Source organism: Sphingobium chungangianum (assembly GCF_977014255.1).
Window position 1 is genome coordinate 819,528 of record NZ_CDRNIV010000006.1, and the last position, 23,267, is coordinate 842,794.

At 61.7% G+C, this 23,267-nt stretch carries 19 protein-coding genes; 10 read left to right on the forward strand and 9 right to left on the reverse strand.

Annotation, left to right across the window (positions count from 1 at the left end; translation table 11 throughout):
- Positions 1–7: 7 nt before the first annotated feature.
- The 3 genes from ACWNC0_RS11065 to ACWNC0_RS11075 form a co-directional block, all read right to left on the reverse strand.
- Positions 8–1,036 carry a transglutaminase-like cysteine peptidase gene (locus ACWNC0_RS11065; RefSeq protein ID WP_449471587.1) on the reverse strand — a complete coding sequence of 343 codons (1,029 nt, stop codon included), beginning with the start codon at positions 1,034–1,036 and terminating at the stop codon, positions 8–10.
- A gap of 115 nt (positions 1,037–1,151) precedes the next feature.
- Positions 1,152–3,125 carry a DNA topoisomerase IV subunit B gene (gene parE / locus ACWNC0_RS11070; protein ID WP_449471589.1) on the reverse strand — a complete coding sequence of 658 codons (1,974 nt, stop codon included), beginning with the start codon at positions 3,123–3,125 and terminating at the stop codon, positions 1,152–1,154.
- Between the two features lie 103 nt (positions 3,126–3,228).
- Positions 3,229–3,909 carry a GcrA family cell cycle regulator gene (locus ACWNC0_RS11075; RefSeq protein WP_449471591.1) on the reverse strand — a complete coding sequence of 227 codons (681 nt, stop codon included), beginning with the start codon at positions 3,907–3,909 and terminating at the stop codon, positions 3,229–3,231.
- 115 nt (positions 3,910–4,024) lie between these two features.
- On the opposite strand from ACWNC0_RS11075, the gene ACWNC0_RS11080 reads away from it, so the two are divergent.
- Positions 4,025–4,873, forward strand: a complete 849-nt coding sequence (locus tag ACWNC0_RS11080) for an ABC transporter permease (RefSeq protein ID WP_449471593.1) — start codon at positions 4,025–4,027, stop codon at positions 4,871–4,873.
- Between the two features lie 21 nt (positions 4,874–4,894).
- On the opposite strand, the gene ACWNC0_RS11085 is transcribed toward ACWNC0_RS11080, so the two are convergent.
- Together ACWNC0_RS11085 and ACWNC0_RS11090 are read right to left on the reverse strand one after the other, a co-directional pair.
- A complete protein-coding gene (locus tag ACWNC0_RS11085; RefSeq protein ID WP_449471595.1) occupies positions 4,895–5,020 on the reverse strand; it encodes a hypothetical protein in 126 nt (41 codons plus the stop codon).
- A complete protein-coding gene (locus tag ACWNC0_RS11090; protein ID WP_449471596.1) occupies positions 5,020–6,336 on the reverse strand; it encodes a UDP-glucose dehydrogenase family protein in 1,317 nt (438 codons plus the stop codon). Before ACWNC0_RS11090 ends, ACWNC0_RS11085 begins: the two co-directional genes overlap by 1 nt.
- Before the next feature lie 160 nt (positions 6,337–6,496).
- Here ACWNC0_RS11090 and wecB point away from each other — a divergent pair, with 160 nt between their 5' ends.
- The 4 genes from wecB to ACWNC0_RS11110 all read left to right on the forward strand — a co-directional run bounded on the left by wecB (position 6,497) and on the right by ACWNC0_RS11110 (position 12,018).
- A complete protein-coding gene (gene wecB / locus ACWNC0_RS11095; RefSeq protein WP_449471597.1) occupies positions 6,497–7,642 on the forward strand; it encodes a non-hydrolyzing UDP-N-acetylglucosamine 2-epimerase in 1,146 nt (381 codons plus the stop codon).
- 136 nt (positions 7,643–7,778) lie between these two features.
- Positions 7,779–9,074: a UDP-N-acetyl-D-mannosamine dehydrogenase gene (gene wecC, locus ACWNC0_RS11100; RefSeq protein WP_449471598.1), complete on the forward strand. Its 1,296-nt coding sequence runs from the start codon at positions 7,779–7,781 to the stop codon at positions 9,072–9,074.
- A 122-nt stretch (positions 9,075–9,196) separates the two neighbouring features.
- Positions 9,197–9,907: a polysaccharide biosynthesis/export family protein gene (locus ACWNC0_RS11105; protein WP_449471600.1), complete on the forward strand. Its 711-nt coding sequence runs from the start codon at positions 9,197–9,199 to the stop codon at positions 9,905–9,907.
- The gene (locus ACWNC0_RS11110; RefSeq protein ID WP_449471601.1) at positions 9,907–12,018 is read left to right on the forward strand and encodes a GumC family protein; all 2,112 of its coding nucleotides are present in this window, start codon (positions 9,907–9,909) and stop codon (positions 12,016–12,018) included. The genes ACWNC0_RS11105 and ACWNC0_RS11110 overlap by 1 nt, the downstream gene beginning before the upstream one ends.
- 135 nt (positions 12,019–12,153) lie before the next feature.
- Here the strand turns inward: ACWNC0_RS11110 and ACWNC0_RS11115 are convergent, their stop codons facing one another.
- Entirely contained in the window at positions 12,154–14,820 is a 2,667-nt protein-coding gene (locus tag ACWNC0_RS11115) for a hypothetical protein (protein WP_449471603.1), read from the reverse strand.
- 79 nt (positions 14,821–14,899) lie between these two features.
- Between ACWNC0_RS11115 and ACWNC0_RS11120 the strand changes: the two genes are divergently transcribed.
- The 4 genes from ACWNC0_RS11120 (at position 14,900) to ACWNC0_RS11135 (ending at position 18,966) form a co-directional block, all read left to right on the forward strand.
- Positions 14,900–15,202 carry an Hpt domain-containing protein gene (locus tag ACWNC0_RS11120; protein ID WP_449471605.1) on the forward strand — a complete coding sequence of 101 codons (303 nt, stop codon included), beginning with the start codon at positions 14,900–14,902 and terminating at the stop codon, positions 15,200–15,202.
- 78 nt (positions 15,203–15,280) lie between these two features.
- A complete protein-coding gene (locus tag ACWNC0_RS11125) occupies positions 15,281–16,447 on the forward strand; it encodes a hypothetical protein (RefSeq protein ID WP_449471607.1) in 1,167 nt (388 codons plus the stop codon).
- Positions 16,448–16,492: 45 nt separating this feature from the next.
- Complete coding sequence (locus ACWNC0_RS11130; protein ID WP_449471609.1) at positions 16,493–17,584, forward strand: DUF2336 domain-containing protein; 1,092 nt, start codon at positions 16,493–16,495, stop codon at positions 17,582–17,584.
- Positions 17,584–18,966, forward strand: a complete 1,383-nt coding sequence (locus tag ACWNC0_RS11135; RefSeq protein ID WP_449471610.1) for a sensor histidine kinase — start codon at positions 17,584–17,586, stop codon at positions 18,964–18,966. Before ACWNC0_RS11130 ends, ACWNC0_RS11135 begins: the two co-directional genes overlap by 1 nt.
- Positions 18,967–19,019: 53 nt before the next feature.
- On the opposite strand, the gene ACWNC0_RS11140 is transcribed toward ACWNC0_RS11135, so the two are convergent.
- Positions 19,020–20,306 (reverse strand): citrate synthase, encoded by a 1,287-nt coding sequence (locus tag ACWNC0_RS11140; RefSeq protein ID WP_449471612.1) that lies wholly within the window; start codon positions 20,304–20,306, stop codon positions 19,020–19,022.
- A 10-nt stretch (positions 20,307–20,316) separates the two neighbouring features.
- The gene (gene gltX, locus ACWNC0_RS11145; protein WP_449471613.1) at positions 20,317–21,780 is read right to left on the reverse strand and encodes a glutamate--tRNA ligase; all 1,464 of its coding nucleotides are present in this window, start codon (positions 21,778–21,780) and stop codon (positions 20,317–20,319) included.
- 36 nt (positions 21,781–21,816) lie between these two features.
- On the opposite strand from gltX, the gene ACWNC0_RS11150 reads away from it, so the two are divergent.
- Entirely contained in the window at positions 21,817–22,815 is a 999-nt protein-coding gene (locus ACWNC0_RS11150) for a ComEC/Rec2 family competence protein (protein ID WP_449471614.1), read from the forward strand.
- A gap of 130 nt (positions 22,816–22,945) precedes the next feature.
- On the opposite strand, the gene ACWNC0_RS11155 is transcribed toward ACWNC0_RS11150, so the two are convergent.
- Positions 22,946–23,236: a hypothetical protein gene (locus tag ACWNC0_RS11155; RefSeq protein WP_449471616.1), complete on the reverse strand. Its 291-nt coding sequence runs from the start codon at positions 23,234–23,236 to the stop codon at positions 22,946–22,948.
- Between the last annotated feature and the right edge of the window lie 31 nt (positions 23,237–23,267).

A 23,267-nucleotide genomic window follows, 5' to 3' on the forward strand; every position in this document is an offset into this window, starting at 1 on the left:
AGCGTGTTCAGCGGGCGGCGAACTGGACCGGCTGCGGCTTCGTTACGCGATAGCCGTGGGTCCAGCGGCCATAGGCGTTGAAGCTCATGATCGGCCGATAGTCGCTGACCTCTGAAGAAGGCAGCACCCGATCCGTCATATTGTCTAGGACCATCAGGTCGCTGCCTACACGCACTGCCAGCACCGCGTGATCGGCCTGCCTCACTAGATCGCGTGCGATGACGAGGAACATGGCGTGGCGATCGAAGCCAGCCGCTTGCAGAAGCTGCATCTTAGCGATGGCGTAATCTTCGCAATCGCCAGCCCCGCGTTGGAGCGACTGGCTGGCTGAAGCCCAGCTGTCGCGGTCCTGCCGATCGTCAACGAAGCGTAGGCGGTTGTTGACCCAGCTATTCACCATCTCCACCTGCCGTAGTCCGGCGGCGGTGCGCGCCGACCGCAAGAGGCTGGCCGACAGGACCGTTGCCGGAGCGGAGCGGGCAGCGGCGGCCCATTTGTCGTCGAGCGGCGTCCGGCTGACTGCCATCGCCACCGATCCGAAGATGTCCGGCTGTCCCGCGCGCGGCGCTGGAGCAGATGGCAGCGGGGTGGGCTTGGGCATGGCGAAGGGGGCCGCAGGCGCTGTGATGAGGTCGCGCATGAAGGTGGGCACGAGGTCGGGCTGCTTATAGCTCAGTGCGGGCTGGCTGAGCGTCAGACGGATGCCTTGCAGTTCCCATCCGGGCATCCGCGACAACGTCCGGTCAACGCGGCTGTCGTTGACGATAGCCTGCGGTTCCGAGACTGGCGCCGCCCAGTTGAAGGATGACGTGCTGCCCTGTTGCGCGCTGATGGCGGCGAGGCGGCTCATGCCACCTGCGAGCAGGGTGGACGCCAGGCGATCGGCCTGTCCATAGCGTGCGCCCTTCAACGCGGCGCTGGTGATGCTGCCGGTCGGCGTAAGGGTTTGCGCGAGCGCGGTGCCGCTCTGAACCGATAGCAGCAGAGCCGGTGCGGCAAGCGGTGTGATGCGAAGGATCTGGGCGAAGCCTGACATGCTTGCCCGTATCGCGCGGAAGATTGAACATCCCGTCGCCCGCAGTGGTTAATGCTGCGGTAGCCACGAAATCTGGAGGGGGCACTGTCGCGCGGCGATGCTTGCCGCGAGAGGGTTAGGCGTCGATTGCTTCTTCGTCCACCGTCGCCGCATTTTCCTGGATAAAGGCGAAGCGGTGGGCGGGGTTGGTTCCCATCAGGCGCTCGACCAGTTCGCGCACTTGCTGGCGATCCTCGATGTCGTCGGGCAGGGTGATGCGGATGAGGCTGCGGGTCTTGGGGTCCATGGTGGTTTCGCGCAGCTGGCCCGGATTCATCTCGCCCAATCCCTTGAAGCGGCTGACTTCGACCTTCTTGCCCTTGAACTCGGTGCGCAACAATTCTTCGCGATGGGCATCGTCGCGGGCGTAGAGGCTCTTGCCCCCGGCGACGAGGCGATAAAGCGGCGGCTGGGCGAGATAGAGGTGCCCGCGTCGCACCAGTTCCGGCATTTCCTGGAAAAAGAAGGTCATGAGCAGCGTCGCGATATGCGCGCCGTCGACGTCAGCGTCGGTCATGATGACGACGCGCTCATAACGAAGATTGTCGGGGTTGCAGTCCTTCCGCGTGCCGCAACCGAACGCCAGGATCATGTCCGCGATTTCCTGGTTCGCCAGAATCTTCGCATTGTTCGCCGATGCGACGTTCAGGATTTTGCCGCGTAGGGGCAGGATCGCCTGCGTCTTGCGGTCGCGCGCTTGTTTGGCCGACCCGCCTGCCGAATCGCCTTCGACCAGGAAGATTTCCGTGCCTTCGGCATCGTCGGTCGAGCAATCGGTGAGCTTGCCAGGCAGGCGCAGCTTGCGGGCGGAGGTCGCGGTCTTGCGCTTGACCTCCTTTTCCGCCTTGCGCTTCAGGCGCTCGTCCATGCGGTCGATGACATAGGCGAGTAGCGCCTTGCCGCGCTCCATATGGTCGGACAGATAATGGTCGAAATGATCGCGCACCGCGTTCTCGACTAGGCGAGCGGCTTCCGGGCTGGTGAGGCGATCCTTGGTCTGGCTCTGGAATTGCGGATCGCGGATGAAGACCGACAGCATGATTTCCGAAGAGGTCACGATGTCGTCTGCGGTAATGTCCTTCGCCTTTTTGTTGCCGATCAGTTCGGCGAAGGCGCGGATACCCTTGACCAGCGCGGCGCGCACCCCGGTTTCGTGCGTGCCGCCGTCGGGCGTAGGGATGGTGTTGCAGTACCAGCTATAGCTGCCGTCCGACCAAAGCGGCCAGGCGATCGCCCATTCGACGCGGCCTGCGGTGTCGGGAAAATCCTGGCTCCCTGAAAAGAAGGCGCTGGTGGCGCATTCACGCGAGCCGATCTGTTCTTTCAGATGATCGGCAAGACCACCGGGGAACTGGAACACGGCTTCGGCTGGCGTATCGTCGCTTATGAGTTCGGGCGCGCATTTCCAGCGGATTTCGACGCCTGCGAACAGATAGGCCTTGGAACGGGCGAGGCGGTAAAGGCGGGCGGGCTTGAATTTCTGCTCGCCGAAAATCTCTTGATCGGGAATGAAGCTGACCGATGTGCCTCGCCGGTTGGGTGCGCCGCCGACTTTCTGAAGGCCGCTGGTGGGCAGGCCCTGCGCGAAGCTCTGGCGGAATAATTCCTTGTTGAGCGCGACTTCCACCACGGTAACGATCGAAAGCGCGTTCACCACGCTGATGCCTACGCCATGAAGGCCGCCGGAGGTCGCATAAGCCTTGTCGGTGAACTTGCCGCCGGAGTGAAGCGTGGTGAGGATCACCTCCAGCGCCGATTTGCCGGGAAATTTAGGGTGCATGCCGACGGGAATGCCGCGGCCATTGTCGGTGATGGTCAGCTTATTGCCGGGTTCCAGCGTGACCTCGATGCGGGTGGCATGCCCCGCGACCGCCTCGTCCATGCTGTTATCGAGCACTTCGCTGGCGAGATGATGAAGCGCGCGCTCGTCCGTACCGCCGATATACATGCCCGGACGGCGGCGAACCGGCTCCAGGCCTTCGAGCACTTCGATGGAGGATGCATCGTAATCGGAGGAGGAAAGCGGCTGGCTCGCAAACAGATCGGACATGCGCACAAGCTATAAGCGGGTCGGCGGCGGGCGCAAGCAGGAGCTATGAAGAAGGGGCCGGTCTCATCGACCGGCCCCTTCAAATTTCAGAGCTGAATGCAGGTCAGCGAACGCGCGGACCGCCGAAAGGCAGGGGCGGAGGCGGACGGCGCGTACCGCGCGGCAGCTGAGCCTGATAGGCGCGGCCGCAATGTTCCACGCAATAAGGGAAGCCGGGGTTCACGGTCTCACCACAGAAGTGGAAGTCCGGTTCGCCCGGATGGCCCATCGGCCACTTGCAGATACGTTCGGTCAGATCGAGCAGCGACGTCTTGCCTGCGATTTCCGGGCTAGGCTTGGCAGGGACCAGGCGGCGGGGAGGGGCAGGTGGGATCGGTGCCTGCTGGTCGCCGGGACCCTGGCGAAGGAAGCCGCCCGGACCAACCGATATGATGCGTGGCTGCGGCGCGGGTGCAGGAGCGTCTGCGGCAGGAGCTGCGGCAGACTGTGCGGGCGCGGGCGCAACCGACGGCGCGGGGCGTGCGGGCGCCGGCGCGCTATGTTGCACGGGCGCGGCAGGTTTGGGCGCTTCGGCCTCAGGTGCAGGCTTGCGGACGGGGGCAGCCTTTTTGGGCGCCTCGTTCGGCTTTACGGGCGAAGGGCGTGATTGCAGGCCAAGGCGATGCGCCTTGCCGATCACGGCATTGCGGCTGACACCGCCCAGTTCGTCTGCGATCTGGCTGGCGGTCAGGCCTTTTTCCCACATTCCCTTGAGCTGGTCGATACGCTCGTCGGTCCAGGACAATGAATGACTCCTCAAATTCTCTGGCTAGCGCCCTATATGGGACGCGCCTGCACAGGTTAAAGCCCATGCACAACGCCCTTGCGGCACAACAGACCAGCCGATAGTCGATCGAAGCATGAACGAACAGCCCCAATTTTCCGTATCCGCCTCTTCGCCTCCTCCTTTTCATGAGCCGGGTGAGCTTGTCATTCGCAACGTCAACTGGGCGGGCACCCGAGCGCTCTACCAGAAAGAGGTGCGCCGCTTCATGAAGGTGCAGCTCCAGACCATCTGGGCGCCTGCTGTTACCACCCTGATGTTCCTCATCATTTTCTCGATCGCATTGGGTGGGGCGAACCGGCGGGTGCTGGGCGTCCCCTTCGCGGACTTCATCGCGCCGGGGCTGATGATCATGGGCATGATGAATAATGCCTTTGCCAACAGCAGCTTCTCGCTGCTCGCTGGCAAGATGCAGGGTACGCTGATCGACTATCTGATGCCGCCGTTGTCCAATAGCGAACTGCTGCTGGCTTTGGTCGGTGCGGCGGTGACGCGGGCGGTTTGTGTTGGGCTGGCGCTGTGGGGGGCGATGGCGCTGTGGCCGGGCGTCCATGTTACACCGGCGCATCCCTGGGCGATCGTCTGGTTTGGCCTGATGGGGGCGGCGCTGACAGCGTTCATCGGAGTGCTGACATCGATCTGGGCGGAAAAGTTCGATCATGCCGCCGCGATCACCAATTTCGTGATTGGGCCGATGACGCTGCTGTCGGGCACCTTCTATTCCATTGACCGGCTGGCGCCCGTGTTCCGCGCAATCAGCCATGCAAATCCGTTTTTCTACGCGATATCGGGCTTTCGTTATGGCTTCGTCGCGGCGGCGGATGGGAATGTTGTCATGGGGAGCATCGTGCTGTTGGTGCTCAACGTGGCTCTGGCACTGCTGTGCTATGTGCTGTTGAAGCGTGGATGGAAGCTCAAAGCCTGATTTAGCCTCGGCGTTAATGGATCAGATGAACCCGGCTATCACGGGAATGGTCAGGGTCATGACGAACAGGCCCCCTGCCGCGATCAGCCAATGATGGAGACGGGGAAAGCCGAGGCCATCCCGGCCCCCCTCCGGCTGAACATTCATCAGATGACGCCCTTGCCGCCCACGCGGGTGAGGGCAAAGCCTGCTGCTTCGGCTTCGCTGCGCGGATAGATGTTGCGCAGGTCGATGAGCAGAGGCTTGTTCATCGAAGCGGCAAGGCGCTTGAGATCGAGCGCGCGGAAAATGTCCCATTCCGTGACCAGCACGAGTGCGTCAGCGCCAGTCGCGGCCTCGTAGGCGTCTTTCGCCATGGTGACGCCTGACATCATCGGCCGGGCGACTTCCATGCCTTCCGGATCATAGGCGACGATCCGGGCGCCCACATCTTCCAGGGCCTGTACGATGGCGAGGCTGGGCGCATCGCGCATGTCGTCAGTGTTAGGTTTGAAGGTGAGGCCGAGCAGGGCAACGGTCTTGCCGCGCGCCTCGCCGTCCAACGCTTTCACGATCTTGCGGCCCATCGCGCGCTTGCGCAGGTCGTTGACCTGCACCACCGTTTCCACGATGCGGATCGGCGTGTCGTAATCCTGCCCCGTCTTCACCAGCGCGAGCGTGTCCTTCGGGAAGCAGGAGCCGCCATAACCGGGACCGGCATGAAGGAATTTGCTGCCGATCCGGTTGTCGAGGCCAATGCCGCGAGACACGTCCTGCACCTCGGCGCCGACAGCTTCGCACAGGTCCGCCATCTCGTTGATGAAGGTGATCTTGGTCGCGAGGAAGGCGTTGGCGGCATATTTGATCAATTCCGCCGTGCGCCGTCCAGTGAACATGACGGGTGCCTGATTGAGGTTCAGCGGCCGGTAAATCTGCGCCATGACGGTCATGGCCCGTTCGTTGCCGGTGGTGCCCACGACGACGCGATCCGGCCGCTTGAAATCGCTGATCGCGGCGCCTTCACGCAGGAATTCCGGGTTGGAGATCACCTGGATATCGAGGTCCGGGCGTACTTCCTGGACGATGCGCTCAACCTCGTCACCCGTGCCAACCGGCACGGTCGATTTGGTGACGATGACCGTCGGGCCGTCCACGGCTTCGGCAATTTCGCGCGCGGCGGCATAGACGTAGCTGAGGTCCGCATGGCCGTCCCCGCGGCGTGAGGGCGTGCCCACGGCGATGAAGATTGCGTCCGCGCCTTTCACGCCCGCAGCAAGGTCGGTGGTGAAGGTGAGCCGACCGGCTGTCGCGTTGTTGGCAACGAGCTGATCAAGGCCGGGTTCATAGATCGGCATACGGCCGGACAAGATCGCATCGATCTTGCCAGCGTCCTTGTCGACGCACACGACGTCATGGCCGAAATCGGCGAAACACGCGCCCGAAACCAGGCCGACATATCCCGTGCCGATCATCGTGATCTTCATAAACTACCCGCTGCCTCGTCCGAAAAAATGAAGGATTGACTGCGCCCTAGCATAGGTCATCGCATCTGCGAAAGCGCGCGTCGGAATTACCCCTTGTTCAGGGGATGGTTACGATTTGCTGGCAGGGGGTAGCCTTAAAGGCTCGCATCAGGGGGCAAAGATGAAAGTTGCGGTGGTATTCGGGACCCGCCCCGAAGCGATCAAGCTGTTTCCCGTCATTCACGCGCTGCGCGCGCGGGATCATGTCGACGTGCGCGTGATCGTCACGGCGCAGCATAGAGGGTTGCTGGATCAGGTACTCGACATTGCGGGTATCAAGCCGGACATCGACCTTGACGTGATGACGCCGAACCAGACTCTGGATGGCCTTACGGCGAAGCTGATCGTCGATCTGGGCAAGGCGTTCGATGCGGAGAAGCCGGATCGGATCGTCGTGCATGGTGATACGCTGACGACCATGGTCGCGAGCCTTGCCGCATATTATCGGCAAATTCCGGTCGCGCATGTGGAAGCGGGATTGCGCAGTGGGGATATTTATCATCCCTGGCCTGAAGAGGTGAACCGGCGCGTCGTCGCTTGCGTGGCCGACATGAACTTTGCGCCCACCGGCGCGGCGGCCGATGCCCTGATGCGGGAAAATCGCGATGCGGCCAGCATCCACATCACCGGCAACACGGTGATCGACGCGCTGCTTGCGACGCGCGAGCGGATTGCGGGCACGCCAGCCCTCGCGGCGGGCCTTGATGAACTGGCTTCGCGCTTCTCAGGAAAGCGCATCATCGCCGTCACCAGCCATCGACGGGAAAATTTCGGCGGGGGCATGGAAGCGATTGCCCGATCCATCGCCGACATTGCGGCTCGTCCGGATGTGGCGGTGATCTTCCCCGTTCATCCCAATCCCAATGTGCGCCCGATTATGGAGGCGGTCCTTGGGAAGCTGCCGAACGTCGCGATGATCGAACCGCTCGACTATCCGCATTTCGTGCGTCTGCTCGACATGTGCCATCTGGTCCTGACCGACAGCGGCGGCGTGCAGGAGGAGGCGCCCTCGCTTGGCAAGCCGGTGCTGGTGATGCGCGAAACAACCGAGCGACCTGAGGGCGTGGAGGCCGGGACGGCCAAGCTGGTGGGCACCGACCGTGCCCGCATTGTTGGTGAGGTGTTGGCGTTGCTCGACGATGACGAGGCTTATCGGGCGATGGCACGGGCGCATAATCCCTTCGGCGATGGCCGCGCGGCGCAGCGGATCGCGGCTGTCATCGCGTCGGGAAGCGTCGAGGCGGAAGGTCTGGAGGAGGCGGCATAGCTTGGCCGCGCCCGTCTGCTGATCCTGCGTTCGCCAACAGTTTTCGACCTCATCGTCCGGGGATCGTTCGTTACCGGAATCTTCAGCATTTGCCTTCAAAAACAGGGGCAACTGATAGATTTTCCGGGATTATTGCATGCCTATCGACAAGCAGCAGAAGGTTTCCGTCATCGGGCTGGGTTATATCGGGCTGCCGACTGCGGCCCTTATCGCCCGCGGCGGAGCGCATGTCGTGGGCGTCGATGTCAGCGCTCATGTCGTTGAAACCGTCAATTCGGGCCGCGTGCACATTGAGGAAGTCGATCTTGACGGTCTGGTGCAGGGCGTGGTCGCGCGCGGGAATTTGCGGGCCAGCCTGATTGTCGAACCGAGCGACGTATTCATCATCGCTGTTCCCACGCCGGTGGCGGAGGATCGCGCGCCGGACATCTCCTATGTGCTGAACGCGGCGCGAACCGTTGCTGAGGTATTGAAAGCGGGCGACACGGTAATATTGGAGTCCACATCACCCGTCGGCACTACCGAGGCGATGCGGGACCTGTTTGCGAAGATTCGCCCGGACCTCAGAATGCCGGGACCGGGCACGGCGGGGGACGTCGCAATCGCCTATTGCCCCGAGCGCGTGCTGCCTGGCCGTATTTTGGTCGAATTGATCGACAATGACCGTTGCATCGGCGGCATAACGCCGCGATGCGCGCGCAAGGCGTTGGCCTTTTATCGTCAGTTCGTGCGGGGAGCCTGCATCACGACAAGCGCGCGTGCCGCCGAGATGGTGAAGCTCGTCGAAAACAGCTTCCGCGACGTCAACATCGCCTTCGCCAACGAATTGTCCGTCATTGCGGAAGGCATGGACATTGACGTGTGGGAAGTGATCCGCCTCGCCAATCGTCACCCGCGCGTGAATATCCTTCAGCCAGGGCCAGGTGTAGGCGGGCACTGCATCGCCGTGGACCCCTGGTTCATCGTTCACGGCGATCCCGAGAACAGCCGCCTGATCCGCGCCGCGCGCGAGGTGAATGATGCTAAGACCGACCATGTTGTTGCCAAGGTATCGGACCTGATCGACGAGTTTCCGGGCGAGGATGTCGCCTGTCTCGGCCTGGCCTTCAAGGCAAATATCGACGATTTCCGCGAAAGTCCCGCCGTGAAAGTGGCGAGCCGTCTGGCCCGTCGTTACGGCCGTCGCGTCAAGTTGGTTGAGCCTTACGCGCAGGCTTTGCCTATGGAGTTCGCCGGCACGGGGGCGGAACTCATCGATCTCGATACGGCTCTGGAACAATGCGGCGTTTTCGTCATTCTGGTTGATCATGATATGTTCAAATCAGTCCCGGTGGACGAGCGCTTCGGCAAGGCGGTTTACGATACGCGCGGCGTATGGCCGGACCAGCCGCGCCGCTTGCCGCACGATCAGCCGGGGCGTATGGCGGGTTGATCGAGAGCCGCTTGGCCCAGAGTGCCTTGGCCGCAGTTGCCATGGCCATTTAGCCTCGCTAACCCCGCCCAAGCGTTTCGCCCCTCGGCGGACTGTTTGAAAGGCGTGGGGAATTTTCACCAATGGGCTGGCCGACCAACAGGAAGCATCGGGCTCTGGCCATCATTCTGGCCTCTGCCTCGCTTGGCGGCTGTGCAACGGTTGAAGACGCCCCCCGAGAAGCGGCTGCCTATGCGGTGATACCCGCCCCGCAGGCTGTTGGCCTGGACTATCACATCGTTCCTGATGATGTGCTGCGGGTGCAGATATATCATGAACCCGGCCTTTCGCTGGAGGATGCGGCGGTCACGGCGGCGGGTATGGTGCGTCTGCCGTTGATTGGCGATGTGCCGGTCGCAGGCTTGTCCGCTAGCGAGGCCTCAGACGTGATCGCTGGCAAGCTCGGCGAGCGTTATCTGGTTTCCCCTCAAGTTACCGTCTTCGTAAAAAAGGCCGTCGGTCGTCGCATCACTGTGGATGGCGAGGTGGGGCAGCCAGGGCTTTATCCCGTCGAAGGACGCATCGGGTTGCTGCAAGCTGTCGCGTTGTCGAGGGGGCCGAGCCGCCTTGCCAACCTGAAGCAGATCATCGTCGTTCGTCAGGTGGAAGGCGAACGGAAAGCGGCGATGTTCGATTTGAACGCGATCCGCCGGGGCGAGGCGCTGGACCCTGAAATTCTGCCGGGCGATACGATCATAGTTGGGCTATCACGAGCGAAGGCCATCCTGGGCGGGACGTTGCTGGCGCTACCTCTATTGGGGGCGGCCTTTGTGTCTCTCGACGGAGAGCATTGATGGCAGGCCGTACGATCCGCATCGATAACGACCATGCGCCCTTCGGACCGGAGGGACGCAGCGCTCGCATCGTGACGGCGGCCCGTGCTGCCTGGACGGCGATATGGCGGCATCGTATCATTCTTTTGGTCACCATGGCGCTTTGCGTCTTGGCGGGCACCATCTTCATACTTCTTTCGACGCCTGATTACCGCGCTACAGCTTCGGTCGAGGTCGAGGACGTACCCGCAGGAGCGGCGGGAGCAGGAGCAATCCAGCGCCCGGCCGCCCCAGCAGACAATGAAGCGCTGATGCAGACCGAGTTGGAGGTGCTCCGCAGCCGCGCCTTGGCCGAAGATGTGGCTAGCGAGTTGGCGTTGGTTGGTAGCCGAACCTTTTTTGATGGTATGAATGAACGGCGCCCCGAGCGAGGGTCCGGATCGCTCAGCCAGCGGCAGGTCGAAACCGAAGCCGTTATCGGCCTTCTGCGCGACAACCTGGAAGTGGAGTTGCCCGGCAAGAGCCGCGTCATCCGCATCAGCTTCACAAGTGCCGATCCCATATTATCGGCGCGGGTCGCGAACAGTTATGCCGACAGTCTGATCAGAGCGGACCTGAAGCGCGGATTTGAATCTGGCGTTCAGGCCCGACGCTTCCTGTTAGGAGAGCTGGACAATGCGAGACGGGATCTGGAGCGCGCCGAACGGGACCTTGCCGCCTATGCGGCTCAGACTGGGGCGCCTTCAGCGACGGATGTGGATGGAGGCGACAGGTCTACAGACTCGAACGGCACGACCGCGATGCGGCTTGCCCAGTTGAATGCCTTTCGCGCTCAGGCGACCGCAGATCGGATCGCAGCGCAGAAGCGTTGGGAAAGCGCCCGCCTGTCCAGTGTCGAGACGCTGCCCGAAGTGCTGAACAACGGCGCGATGCAGCAGCTGATGACGCAACGGGCGCAAGCGCGGGCAGCGGTGGTGGAAGAGCGGCAGTTTCGCAAGGACGCCCATCCGGAAATGCGGGAGGCCCGGGCGCGGCTGGCTGCTCTGGACGATCAGGCGACTATGATGGCGAACAGCATCCGCGCCTCCTTGCACGAGCAGTTTGAAGTTGCCGTACATGGTGAGAAGCAGATCGAGGCTGAGATCGCAGGCGTGGAGCGCCAGGCGCAGGCAGAGCGTGGACGGGGTGTGCAGATGAGTATCCTGGAGCGCTCAGTCGATACATATCGGCTGCTGCATGACAGCCTGCTTCAGCGTTACCGTGACATGGCATCGCAGGCTGGTTTTCAAGCTGGACGCATCCAACCACTGGACCGTGCCGCCGTCCCTTCACGGCCCTCATCGCCGAATATCGGCATCACGATGCTGATGGCTTCGCTTGGCGGCCTGTTGCTGGGTTTGCTGATGGTCGCGGGACGCCATGTGTTCGACGATGCCGTGACCTCTGCCGATACGCTGGCGGAGCGTGCCAACATGCCGCTGCTGGGGACGGTTCCGGTTACCGACAAGCCGGCGGCGGAAACCTATGTGCCGATTGCATCCTCGCTGTTGCTTGCATCCTCGGCGGGGTTGCCTGCTTCCATCCTGATCACCAGCGCGCAGGAAGGTGAAGGCAAATCTTCGACCGTCCACGCACTGGCTCTCGCCCTTGCCAAGCTCGATCGCCGAGTGCTGGTGATCGACGCTGACATGCGTCGGCCGCGACAGCATGGCCTGTTCCATGTCACGCCCGAACGCGGCCTCAGCGAAGTCATGACGGGACAGGCCAAGGCGGAGGATGTGATCGTCGGTAGCGATGTCCCTGGGGTATCGCTTCTGCCTAGCGGCGCGATCCCGCCTAATCCCGCTGAACTTCTATCCACGTCCGCTTTGGACGTGCTGCTCGCGGCCGTTCAGGGACGCTATGACACGGTGCTGATCGATGCACCTCCGATCTTGGGTGTCCCGGATACATCGCTACTTGCGTCGAAGGCGGAGGCGACAGTATTGATCGTGGAGTGGGGGCGTAACCATCATGGCGGCCTGAGAGTGGCTGTAGACCGCTTGCGCCGGGCGGGCGGCGCCATCATTGGCGCGGTACTGACCAAGCAACAGGGCCGCGCGTTTGAATATGAGTATCATAGGAACGGGTAGGGGCTGACTGTCTCCGTCGCTCCTCATCGAGTGAGGGGCCGGACTTGCGATGTCAGCTAGGGCGTCACCCTCTTGACGCCCGGCATGGTCCGGTTCCATCCTCGCGATGGCTTCCTCGGTCTTTGTCCGCGAATTTTACTGACGCAGCCGTTCAATCGCCTGGGCAAGTGCGACATAAAGCTTGCCCATGTCGGAAGATAGCACCGCTACCCCAAGCGCATTGCCGTCCCGCGCGGAAAGGATGATCCGCAGCATCGATTCGAAGTCGTGGATGTAGCGGTTCACATGCTCCTGGAACTCGGCATCATTGTCATAGTGCAGGGCGATCTCACGCGATTCCCCTGCATCCAGCAACTTGACCGCCCGGCGAGTGAAAACGCCGCGATCGCCCTTGAGATAGGAGGCCCAGGCGGAGTCCGTCACGTCGTTTGACAGAATTTTGGCGACGTCGATCGAGGTGCTGTTGAGCGATTCGATAAGCAGGGCCGATCGGCGCGCAAAATGATCGCGGTCGCGGTCTTCGGCGGCCCGTTCCGCTTCCTCGATACGGGATTGAACGCTCGCACTTGTGTCGGCAATCGTCAGCAACTGCCGCGTAAGGCGATCGGATGCCTGGTGCGCAGCGCGAACAGCCTCCTCCGCGACCTGAGCGAGCTTTTCGATCTGCGCCGTTACCTTGTCATCGACTGCCTGCTGAAGGGCGGCCTCGCTGGCTTCAGCAAGAGACTGCGCGGCGTCCGGGATGGCACGGCCTAGTGCTTGGCGCGCTCGCTCGGCAGCTTGATCGGCGGTATCCTTGACGCGCAGCAATGCGGTCACCAGCAATGGGCCAGCGCCTTCGGTGATCCGCGTCGCGTCCTGATGAGCGTGATCGAGTGCGGTGCGCAGCTTCTCAACCAGTTCGCGGTTGGCCTCGACCCCGCTTTGCGTGCTTTCCAGCCATTCGGTAAGGCGGCGGCCCTGACCGCGCAGCAGTTCCTCAGCCTCTTGGGTGCGGCCGACCAGCGCTTCGGAAATGGCCTCCAGCCGTTCCATTTCCGGTGCTGCGCTATCAAGCAGTTCGCGGCTCGTGGAAATGCGCGTGTCGAAGCGCTGCAATGCGGCGGGGAAGGTTTCGTCCAGTTCCCGGACGCTCGAATCAAGGGCGACAAGAAGGGTTTCGGCACAACTGATCAGCTTTTCCGCCGTCACCCCACCGGCAGCGAGGGCGTCATCGATCCGCTGTGTTTCAACGGTGAGGCGGGAAAGTGCTTCGGTAAGCCGATCGTTGCGCGACAAGGCGCTTTCTTCCAGCGCCGCAAATCGCGACTGCGCGCTTTCGATGGCCTCGCCAAGCGTGTCATGCAGACCGGACACGAGTGCGCGTTGCCCTTCGACCAGATCATTGATCTGGTGGAGGCGGCTTTCGACCTCGCTCATGTGATCGGAAATGGCCGAGACGGTTTCGTCGCCGATGCTCTGGATATCGCCGCGTGAGCGCGTCACCAGCGCGTCGAGAGCCTCCGCCTGTCGCGCCAGACCCTCTTCAGTGAAGGTCACGCCTTCCTTCGCGCGGGCGAAGGCGGCTTCAGTGCGTTCACGAAGTTGAGTTTCGATCTGTTCGGAGTCATGTGACAGAGCAGCGAGAGCGTTCTGGCTCGTTGCGGCAATGCCCGCCTGTGCTGTTTCAACGAGGGCGCGGAGCGCCTCAGCTTGCGCTGCTAGATCACGATCGGCCGCCGCCATGCTCTGCTGTGCATGCGCCACCGTCGTTTCAAGGCGCTGCCGAACGTCACCTTCAACCCGGTCAAGGTTTTGCGTGAGCAATTCGATCGTCGCTTCGGCACTATTGGTTATGCCAGCGCGTGCGCGTTCCAGCAGGCTGGCGAGGGTGCTTGCCTGCCGATCCAGTTCAGCTGCTCCTTCCTGCATCGTCAGGCGGGCGCTTTGCGCTGTGGCGTCGATCCGCCCAGCCGCAATGTCGGCCATGCCGTTCACTTCCTCGGTCGCGGAGCGGGTAGCCTCCTGCAACTGGGTGAGCTGGCTCGACAGGCTCTTCGTAGCGGTCAGTGTGCGGGCGCGGGCATCGTCGGACAGTTCGCCAAGAGCGTGAAGCCGAGCCTCCAGCGTGTCGATCCGTTCCGCCAGCGCATGGCCGTTATCGATGATCTGCGCTGCCATGCGACTGGCCCGATCCTCCAGTTCCGGCATGGCAGAGATCAGGGCATCCATGCGCGTAACGAGGGCGGCTCCTGCGCGCTCGGCAGCTTCCGCCTTTTCGGTCGTGCTGTGGGCGCGACTGGCGATAAGTTCGGCAGAGGCCTCCATATTGCTGCTGGCGGCCGCGCCATAGCTGTCGAGCAGTTCGGCCTGGTCCTGCATGGCTTCGCGGGCGGTAGCCAGCTGATTGTTAATGCGGCTGAGCCGGGCTTCCAGCTGTTCCGCCTCCGCGTGTAGCGCGCGCGCCGTGTCGAGATAGCGGCGCAACTCGGCTCGGCTGGTGCGAGCGAGCAGCAGATAGCAGACGCCAAGCCCCACGACCGGCAGCAATATGGTCGTGATCAGGCCAGGCCACGCAGCAGGGCCTGCCTGCCATTGGTTCGTCGAGACTGTCGCCCATCCAGCAAAGCCAAGCCACAGCAGAGCTGCGAAGCCGAATATGGCCTGCGTCCGCCGACTGAAAGGATCGCCGTGCTCCTCCGCCTCGACGTCGCTGTCATCGACGACCTGCTCCAACAGCAGTGTATCGTCCTTCCGCGACTCGTCAGAAGTCGCGATGCTTTTGTCTCGCCAAAATTCGACGATGGTGCTGCCCCCGGTCATGACCCCATCCTACCATCTTTTCAGCGCAACAAAATGCCCTGTTACCAAAACTTAACGCAAGCCCGATAGCGTTCGGCCCATGTCATACGATCCTGGTGCCCTGAATGCTGCTCTTGCTGCCGCTGTCGGCGAAGATTTCACGCTGATCGCGGACCTTCGTGTGGCCTTCATGGAAAGCGCCGAACGCCAGCTGGACCTCCTCCGCAATGCGCAGTCCGACGCGAACTGGGAAGTCGCATCATGGCGGCTGAAGGGGTTGGCGGCGAGTTTTGGCCTTACGCACCTCATGGCATTGGCTGATGAGGCAGCGGATTGTGCAAGGGGCGATCCCCGCATTCTTCGTCAATTGCGGATGGCGATTGACCGTCTTCAGCAGACCTGAATCGCAGCATGCTTGCGTGATGGCGGCAGCCTTGCGAAAAGGCAGGTTCACACAAGAACGGGTCAGTTCCATCTCAGCATGACTTTTGCGGCCATTCTCAGCGCCAGCCGGGCGTCCAGCGATTCTTCGGCGGTCCTTCGCGCCAGCCTGCATTTTGCGGGGCAGACGCTGGTTGAATATCAGGCGCGGCAGGCCGCCCGGGCTGGGGCGGATCGCATCATGATACTCGTGAGTGTCATAACGCCCGCCCTTTCACAGGCTGTGGACAGGTTGAGTGCCGACGGGATTTCTGTCGCCCTGGTTCGCGATATGGTGTCCATGGTCCGGGACGCGCCGCGCGATGCCGATGTGGTCCTGGTTGCTGACGGGGTCGTCATTGCGCAGAGTCATTTCGATGCCATAGCCGAGCGTGAGGGCAACGCCCTTCTGGTCACGGATGACAGTCATGCCAGTGCTCCGCTGGAACGGATTGATGCAGGTCAGCGATGGGCTGGCCTGGCCCGGATCAGTCCAGACCTGCTTTTCGGCACGCTCGACATGATCGGCGATTGGGACCTGTCGCTGACATTGGTTCGCGCGGCGGTGCAGAATGGCGCTCGCCGAATCACTGTTCCACAGGATGATCTGCTGACGGGGCGCGTAGCGCTGGTCGATGGGCAGGCGCAGGCGGATCTGGTCGCTCAAGCGGTGATGTCCGCCGGTTCGTCGGCGAAGAGAATGCGCGGCTTGGCTGAACATTATATTCTTTGCCCGGCCGCTCGATTGTTCAGTCCCGCCCTGATGCGCACCCAAGTCCCGGCGGCACAAGTGCGCATTGCAGCCATGGCTTTGGGGGCGATTGCCCTAGTGCCGATAGAGTTGCTTTGGCCCGCGACGGGGTTCCTTTTGTTATTGCTGGCATTAGGGCTCGCGGAAATCGCGGATCGGCTGGATGAACTGGCCCTTCGATCGCCACCGGCTGGATGGACCGCATTCGTTGTCCCCTTCTTCGCGGTTGGCGGGATATCCCTCGCAGGAGGGAGCGTGCTTGCGACATGCCTCGCGCTGCTGCTTGCCATCATTCAATTTGCTGACCGCTGGAACAGGACGGGGGGAGCGAGGGCCTGGATGATCTTCACGCCCGCAAGCGCGGTGATCCTTCTGTTACTGACGACTTCGCTGGGCGCGGCGATGATGGGTTTTCAAGTCGCAATGCTGGCCGCCATAGCATCCGCAGGTGCGATCATCCTGCGCAAACCCGCCTGATATATTTCGCGCATAGGGTTTAGTGCATTTTAAGGACGTGCGGCTATGTTGGCCGCCATGAGCGCCTTTTCGTTCCTTACCGGACCAACGGCGGCGGACAGTTGGCCTGCGGCACCCGTCCTGGCCGGCATGTCCGCCGTGCCCGTAGGTCATGCCATTGATCTGGCATTTTTCTTTCCCAATGAAGGGCGGGAACGTCACGATGCGCTGATGGCCGAAACGCGGCGCCATCTGGGCGGCTGCGTCGCTGGCATCGAACAGGCCCTGCGATTCGCGCTTGACCGGCCAGATGTGATGAGCCTGCTGGCGCAGCAACCCGAAGCGATTTGTTGGCCGACCATTTGCGCTCAGCCAACATTGCTAGGCCCGGCGTTGCTCTCTCACATGCAGATGCGTGCAGGTGTTACGCTATTGCTGCGGCAATTTGGGCAGCCAGACGATCGATTGGACGAGACAGAAGCAGAGATCATCTTTCCCACCGATGATCCAGCCGTGACTGAAGCGCTTGCCGCCCTTGCCATGGCGGAGGGGCGTTGGTTGACGCTGGGCGGGGAAGACGAGCCGATGCAGCCGGATATTCCCGCCGAACATTATGCCGAACTCCTATGGACCGCTGCCGCATGCCTGATGGCTGTCGTTCAGCGGACGTCGTTATTGGATGCTGGAGAAATCCTTCCTGCAGTCGAAAAAGCTGGGTGGGCCTTATTGGCCGAACATGATGAGAGTCAGAGCCCGATCGCAGCGGCAGACAGGTTGGTGCGCCGCCTGGGTGAACGTGCCGACATGCCTGAGTTGCTGGGCGCTGCTCTGGGCCAGCGGCGATTCCTGCTATTTGCATCCCTCGCGGCTCGGCGATTGCGCATGGATAGCGCGCATGTGGCTGACATATTGGTGATGGGGCCGGTGCCTGAACTAGCTGCGCTTTGCCGGTCACTGGGGGGATCGGATGCCGACTATCGTCATCTGCTGATGGCATTGCGCCCTGTCCGGCCCTCTCTCACGGACGCTGCAATCATCGTAGAGGCGGAACGGTATCAGGCGTTGACAGAGGCGCAGGCGGACGGTTTGGTGAACGCATTACGCGCGCCTCGGGCACTGCGTGCGAAAATCGATCATTTGCGGCGGATCACTGTCTGATGAATATGCCGGTGCATCCTGCCATTATCCGCGCGACTGTAGCGGCGAATGGATTGCTGTTGAGCGCGGATGCGCCTTTGCTGGCCTTGCAGCGTGAGGCGGGCTCCGATCTTGGCGCCGTGCTGGCCATTCCTCAATTGGCGGCGCTAGCGCGGCTTGCGTCGCGCCTCTCTGTTACCGTTTCACGATCGGTCACGGCGGCCGCGGAGCGCGGTGACATCGACATGTGGGTGCGGGCAAAACCAGAAGCTGACGGCGTGCAGATATCCGTGATCGAATGGAATGAGCGGCCAGCGACTGCCGCTCCTGTCGACATGATGCGTCGGGAAGCTGATATTGCGGCCGTCTCGGAAGGCTGGACCTGGCAGATCGACACGCAACTGCGGTTCCAGATGGTGTTGGAAGGAGCAGGGCCGGAAAGTGCCTTGCCCCAGCAGCCTCCGATACCCGGTAGTCGTCTGACCAGCTATTTCGAATTGCGGCCGGATGAGGAGGGTGACCTCGCCATTCTGCGCGGATTTGCGCAGCGTCGCGCCTTCCGTGACCAGATCGCGACCTTGATTGCCGAACCTGAGCAATGTTTTCGGCTTTCGGGCTTCCCGATGTTCGATCTGGCGGGGCAGCTATTGGGTTACCGGGGCAAGGCATTTCCATTGGACCGAGCCATTCTGGCCCCTCATGTGCCGCCTGCGCCCGCCGTTGTCATATATCCGGCAGAGTTCGGGCGGCGCCTGGATCGTTCCCTGCGCCAGCCATTGGGCCGGATCATCGCCAATGCGGATTCGATCAACGCGCAGTTCGATGGGCCGTTGCGCCCGGACTATGCGGGTTATGCTTCCGACATCGCGGCAGCCGGACGTCATCTGATGGCGTTGATCGATGATCTGGCGGACTTGCAGGCGATCGACAGGCTGGACTTCACCGTTGCGACCGAGGATGTGGACCTGGCCGATATTGGACGACGGGCCGCAGGGCTGTTTGTGGTCAAGGCGATGAGCCGCAAGATCAAGCTTTTCCCACCAGAGGCGGAGCACAAAACCGTTGCGACGGGTGAATTCCGGCGCGCGCTGCAAATCCTGATGAACCTCGTCGGCAACGCCGTGCGCTACGCGCCCGAGGATAGCGAAGTGCGGATAGAGACTGGCGTCGATGACGGACGAGCCTGGATCGCTGTCATGGATCAAGGAGCAGGTGTCCCGGAAGATAGTCGAGAGCGCATCTTCCAAAAGTTCGAACGGCTCGGCCGGAGTGATCCTGGCGGTAGCGGTCTTGGCCTCTATATCTCTCGCCGACTTGCGCTTGCCATGGGTGGAGACATTCAGATCGGTGATGCCCATGGTGGGGGTGCGCGATTTACGCTGACGCTACCGGCAAGCAGCTAGAATAAAAAACGGCGCCGATTTGGCGCCGTTCCTTTTTTATCGGCTGACCGCGATTAGCGTTGGCTAACCGGGACATAGTCGCGCTCTGCCGGGCCGGTGTAGAGCTGGCGCGGACGACCAATCTTCTGCGCTGGGTCAGAAATCATCTCATTCCACTGCGCGACCCAGCCAACGGTGCGGGCGAGAGCGAAGAGCACCGTGAACATCTCGGTCGGGAAGCCGATCGCCGACAGGATCACGCCCGAATAGAAGTCCACATTCGGGTAGAGCTTCTTTTCGATGAAGTAAGGATCGTTGAGTGCGATCTGCTCCAGTTCCTTGGCGACGTCAAAGACGGGATCGTTGACGCCCAGCTTTGCCAGGACGTCCTTTGCCGTCTTCTGCATGACGGTCGCGCGCGGATCGTAGTTCTTGTACACGCGATGGCCAAAGCCCATCAGGCGGAACGGATCATCCTTGTTCTTGGCGCGGGCGATATATTCCGGAATGCGGTCCACCGTGCCGATCTCGCGAAGCATGTTGAGCGCGGCTTCGTTCGCGCCGCCATGGGCCGGACCCCAGAGGCAGGCGATGCCAGCGGCGATGCAAGCGAAGGGGTTGGCGCCCGACGAGCCAGCGAGACGGACGGTCGACGTCGACGCGTTCTGCTCATGGTCAGCATGCAGGATGAAGATCTTGTCCATCGCGTCCACGATGACCGGATCGGGCTCATATTCCTCGGCGGGGACCGAGAAGGTCATCCGCAGGAAATTGGCGGTGTAGCTGAGGTCGTTGCGGGGATAGACGAAAGGCTGTCCCACCGAATATTTGTACGCCATGGCCGCGATTGTCGGCATCTTGGCGATCAGGCGGTGGCTGGCGATCTTGCGCTGTTCCGGATCATTGATGTCCGTCGAGTCATGGTAGAATGCGGACAGAGCGCCGACCACGCCGCACATGATGGCCATGGGGTGCGCGTCGCGGCGGAAACCGCGATAGAAGGTGGTGAGCTGCTCGTGCACCATGGTGTGGCGCGTGATCGTGCGGGTGAAATCTTCCAGATCCGCCTTCGAAGGCAGTTCGCCATTCAGCAGGAGGTAGCTGACTTCCATAAAGCTGGATTGTTCTGCCAGCTGATCGATGGGATAGCCGCGATGCAGCAGGATGCCGGCGTCGCCATCGATATAGGTCAGGCCGGAATCGCAGCTGGCCGTAGAGGTGAAGCCCGGATCATAGGTGAACATGCCGGTGTTGGCGTAGAGCTTGCGAACATCGATAACCTTGGGGCCGACGGAACCGCTCAGGATACCATAGTCCTTGGTATCGCCGCCGACTGTCAAAGTGGCATTATTGTCCGACATCTCGTTCTCCTTAATTGCCAACAGCGCGCGATGCCTGCCTGGCATCCGCGAGCCGCTCCAAGCTCCTGTCTTTTCCAAGAAGGAAAAGGACATCAAATATCCCCGGCGAAACCGTGCGACCGGTCAGCGCCGCGCGTAGCGGTTGAGCGACTTTGCCCAGCCCCAATCCGACTTCCTCTGCCACGCGGCGGATCGCTTCCTCGATCGCTTCGATCGTCCAGGACGGGACGGAATCAAGAGCGTCGGCGGTCTTCCCCAGCAGCTCGCGCGCCGAGTTGTCTAGCAGAGCAATAGCCTTGTCGTCAAAATCCAGCGGGCTTGCCTTGAACAGGAACTCGGCGCCCTCGGCAATCTCGTTAAGTGTCTTCGCGCGTGGCTTGAGCGAAGGCATGGCTTGCGCAAGAAGCGCCATCGCCTCGGCCGACGGGGTCGTGCCGAGCCGTTGCGCCACGCGTGGCAGCACCAGTTTCGCCAGGCGCTGGTCATCCGCCTCGCGCAGGTAGAATGCATTGAGATTTTCAAGCTTCTTGATGTCGAAGCGGGAGGGCGATCGGCCGACGCCGCTTATGTCGAACAGCTCGATTGCGCGATCTCGTGAGATGGTTTCTTCGTCGCCATAGCCCCAGCCGAGACGCAGAAGATAATTGAGCACGGCTTCGGGCAGCATGCCCATCTCGTCGCGATAGGCATCGACACCCAGCGCTCCGTGTCGCTTCGATAGCTTTGCGCCGTCCGATCCGTGGATCAAAGGAATATGGGCATAGACCGGCTCTTCCCAGCCCATCGCCTTAATAATGCCGAGCTGACGAAACGCATTGTTCAGATGATCGTCGCCACGGATTACATGTGTGATACCCATGTCGTTATCATCGACAACGACGGCGAGCATATAGGTTGGCGTGCCATCGGAGCGGAGCAGGATCATGTCATCCAGTTCCGCATTCTGCACGACGACCCGGCCCTGGACCGCATCCTCGATGACCGTCTCGCCTTCGCGCGGCGCCTTGAGCCGAATGACGAACGGAGCATCGGCCGGAGCTTCCGAAGGATCACGGTCCCGCCAGCGGCCATCATAACGCATCGGCTGCTTTGCGGCGCGCTGCTGTTCGCGCAGTTCAGCCAGTTCTTCGGGGTTCGCATAGCAGCGATAGGCATGGCCTGCCGCTAGCAACTGGTTGGCGACCTCTGCGTGCCGCTGCGATCGCTCAAACTGAAAGACGGCGGGCTCGTCGCCTGCAAGGCCGAGCCATTCAAGGCCGTCGAAGATCGCGGCGACAGCTTCCTCTGTCGAACGGGCGCGATCGGTATCTTCAATGCGCAACAGGAACTTGCCGCCATGGTGCCGGGCGAATAACCAGTTGAACAACGCGGTGCGCGCGCCGCCGATGTGAAGAAATCCCGTGGGCGATGGCGCGAAACGGGTTACCACCTGCTTGTTCAAACCCGTTGCACTCACCGCTTTAATCCTCGACATCCGCCTTGCTCATTCATGAACGCGACGCCCCCTAGCATGGCTTTTGAGCCACGACAAACGTCCGTTGCGCCGATAATAAGGCGCAGCGGCCATCAGCTTTTCGCGCGCTTGGAACAGGCATTGGAGGCTGAGCGGGAGCAACTTGCGCTTTGGGTGCCGGTGGGCCTTGGATTGGGCATTGCGGCTTGGTTCTTTCTACCTAACCAGCTGACTTGGTTGTCTTTTTGCTGTTGCGCGATTGCGATTGCGAGTGGCGGGCTGATGTTGCCGGAGGGCGGCCGGATACGCCATGCGATCATATTGGGCGGTCTGCTTGCTGCGTCAGGTTGCCTGTTGATATGGGGGAAAGCCCTGATTGTCGGCACGACCGCATTGTCGCGTGCGGCATTTGTAGAAGTGACTGGCGAAGTCAGGTCAGCCGATACGGTGCCCGCGCAGCAGATGAGTCGCGTATCGATCCGTCCGATCGACATGTCTGCGCTGCCTTCCCTGATCCGGGTGAACATAGCGGCGGCGGACCTACCCCAAGGGGTCGGTAAAGGTGCGATCATTCGCTTTCGCGCCCGGTTGATGCCTCCTGCCGAAGCGAGCCTGCCCGGCAGCTATGATTTTTCGCGGCGCGCTTATTTTCAGGGGATTGGGGCAACAGGACGCGCGCTCAAGCCCATCGTCGTGCTACGACCATCAATGGAGGCGCCGCCTCTGCGCAATCGTCTTTTCGCGCATATATTGAAGAATGCAAATGGCGACGGAGCGGGGATCGCCGCAGCGCTGGCGACGGGGGATCAGGGCGCCATCAGCGAGGCGGACGCCGACGCGATGCGCCGCAGCGGCCTTGCCCATCTGCTTTCGATCAGCGGGCTGCACGTCACCGCCCTTATCGGCGCGGTCATTTTTCTACTGATGCGGATCATGGCGCTTAGTCGGCGTGCGGCGTTGGATCGGCCATTGATGCTGATCGCTGCGGCCGGTGGCGCGCTGGCGGGCCTAGGATATACTTTGCTGACCAGTGTGTTACAGGAGTCAACGCACTAAAAGCCGCAGAAAACCGCGATTTACAGCATCGCCCGCAAATTGCGCCACAGGGTCAGCGCCATTTGGACAGTGCCCAACAGCGTCAGCCCTGCGACGACAGCAACCTCAAAATAGAAAAAAATCCGCCTCATCACTTCCCTTTGTAAAGCGGTCCTCGCTGTGCGTCCCACTCAACCCTGTTCCGTAGGAAATGTGGGCACCATTCCCAATCATAGGGCACCCATTTTTCCTTCTCGTCCTCGCTCATCGCGTTCCATTCCTTATCGCACGGCTCAGCCAAGGCGATAATGTCGTGGCGGACCTGACTTGTGCCTCGCTCGTCCCAATAGGCTTTCCATAGAGGGTCTTCCCTGTGGCAAACCATCTCTTCCCAAAGACACAGCGCCGCTTCTACAAGCACCTCTGAAAACTCATTTTTCACGTTTCATCCTCCATAGTTGGGGAGGACGGTC